This window comes from Mesorhizobium sp. ZC-5, from assembly GCF_025753855.1.
Classification (GTDB): Bacteria; Pseudomonadota; Alphaproteobacteria; order Rhizobiales; family Rhizobiaceae; genus Neomesorhizobium.
Genome location: NZ_JAOWPT010000042.1, coordinates 1 through 2,355, shown reverse-complemented (window position 1 = coordinate 2,355; position 2,355 = coordinate 1). Strand labels below are relative to the sequence as shown.

The 2,355-nt window shown below is 63.0% G+C and carries 2 pseudogenes; both read left to right on the top strand.

The annotated features are described in order from the left end of the window. A pseudogene (gene istA / locus OHD58_RS30340) lies at nt 1-1,620 on the top strand (IS21 family transposase); the annotation flags it as partial. Next, nucleotides 1,598-2,355 (top strand): annotated as a pseudogene (locus OHD58_RS30335) (ATP-binding protein); the annotation flags it as partial. The pseudogenes istA and OHD58_RS30335, both read left to right, overlap by 23 nt.

The window sequence follows — 2,355 nt, the reverse complement described above, 5'->3', positions numbered from 1 at the left end:
GGCTGGTGGGGAGGCAAAATCCCCCGGGGAAGTGACCACCGGCTCGGCAAGCGCGGAGGACCAAATTCCTCCACCCCGACCACCGGCTTTTGGGGTGTCGGGAGCGACGGTCACCAGCACCTGGCCCGCTCAGCCTGCGAACCGCATCGGGCATGGATCGAAGAACAGGTCCGCCTGAAGCGAAATGCGCAGGCGATTTACCAGGACTTGGTCGATCAGTTTGGCTTTCCGTCCAGCTACCAAAGCGTCAAGCGGTTTGTGCGCACGTTGCGACAAAGCGATCCCAAGCAGTTTGATCGTCTTGAGTTCCTCCCCGGCGAGGAGGCTCAGGTCGACTATGGCGAGGGCGCGCTGACGATCGATCCCAAGAGCGGCCGGTACCGTCGTCCCCGCCTGTTCGTGATGACGCTGCGCTATTCGCGGCGCAGCTTCCGGCGGGTGGTCTGGCAATCCAGCCAGCAAGTCTGGGCTCAGCTTCACGAAGAGGCGTTTCGCTATTTTGGCGGGGTGGCCAGCTATGTGGTGCTCGACAACCTGAAGGAAGGCGTCCTCAAGCCCGATCTGTACGAGCCCGAGCTCAATCCGATCTACAGTGCGATGCTGGCTCATTACGGCGTCGTCGCCGATCCGGCCCGCGTGGCGGACCCCAATCGGAAGGGCAGCGTCGAGAATGCGATTCAACATACCCAGGGGACCGCGCTGGCCGGACGGCGTTTCGAGACGCTGGAAGCCCAGAACGAGTTCTTGAGGCACTGGGAGGAGAACTGGGCTTCCAAGCGGATCCACGGCAGCACTCGCCGTCAGGTCGAGGCCATGTTCCAGGAAGAGAAACCACACCTGCGGCCGCTGCCCGTCGCACCCTTCCGCATCTTCACGGAAGTCGTTCGGACCGTCTGCGACGACACCACCGTCCGCGTCGACAGCAGCTATTACGCCGCGCGGCCCGCGGCCATCGGCAGTCAGGTCGTCGTGCGCATCTACACTTCCACGATCGAGATCCGTGATCGCCACACCCATGCGTTGCTGCGGATTCATCCCCGGATGACGCACCCCGGTTCTGTCGTCCTGCCGACCAACGAACGGCCGTTCAATCCGTCGCGGCAAACCGCCGTGCTGCTGGCGAACGCCGGTCGCATCGGCCCACAAACCAAGGCCCTGTGTCAACACATGTTCGATGCCGAGGGACGCCCCGGACAGCGCGCGATGTGGGGCATTGTCGGGCTGAGCCGGAAGTATCCGACACGGCTGGTCGAGCAGGCCTGTGCTCATGCCATCAGCAACCGCATCTACCGTTACAAGCACGTACGCGCGACTGTCGAGCAGCTGTTTGAGCAGGCGCTGCAACAGGTTGAAGAAGCCCCACAGCCGGTATCGCAGCTCACCCAGGATCATCCACTGATCCGCGCCCCCGCCGAATATGGCGACCTCTTCAGCCGTGCTGTGCGACACGATGCCGGCAACAATGGCCGGCAGACCGGGGCTGACGACGACCGCGTCTCTCCACCCCGCGCTCGTGGCGCCTGCGCAACCCCGACCAGCTTCGCCGCCACGAGCGCTCCCGCTACCCCTTCTCACCTCAAACTGGAGACCCAACCCCATGATGACCATACCCGAAATTGAACGCTGCCTGCGACAGCTGCGCCTGTCGGGCGTCCGCGACACGCTGCAGACGCGCGTGCTGCAGGCGCAGGGCGCAAACCAACCCTTCCTCGAGACCTTCTCCCTGATCCTGCAGGACGAACTGGATCGTCGCCAATCCCGCCTTATCGAGCGGCGATATCAGCAATCCGGGCTCGATGAAAAACTGACGCTCGCCGAATTCGACTGGTCCTTCAATCCCAAATTGCCGCGCCAAACTTGCTTCCAGCTCCACACCCTGGCGTTCATTGCCGCCGGCGAGAACGCGATGCTGGTCGGCAAACCGGGCACCGGGAAATCCCACATCGCCAAGGCGATTGCCTATCAGGCGATCCTGCACAGCCACAAGGTCCAGTATCTCGAGACCGATGACTTCTTCCACCGCCACGCTCTGAACGCCCCCGCGCAACGCGAGGCCCGGATGCGAACAATCATCGACTGCGATCTCCTCGTGCTCGACGATCTGTTCCTCGCACGCGCCATCCCCGACGACGCCGGCGCATGGCTGCAGACCCTGATCCATCAGCGCTACAAACTGCGCCGCAGCGTCATCGTCACCTCCAATCGGGTCGTGCAGGACTGGGGGACATATCTGCGAGACCCAAGCAACGCAGGATACCCCTGTTGTTGATCGGTTGGTGTCTCATGTCACGGTAGTTGACCGTGGACATGCGCTGTGTGGACAGCGGTTTGAGGTGGCATCACTTCGGTCTGGGC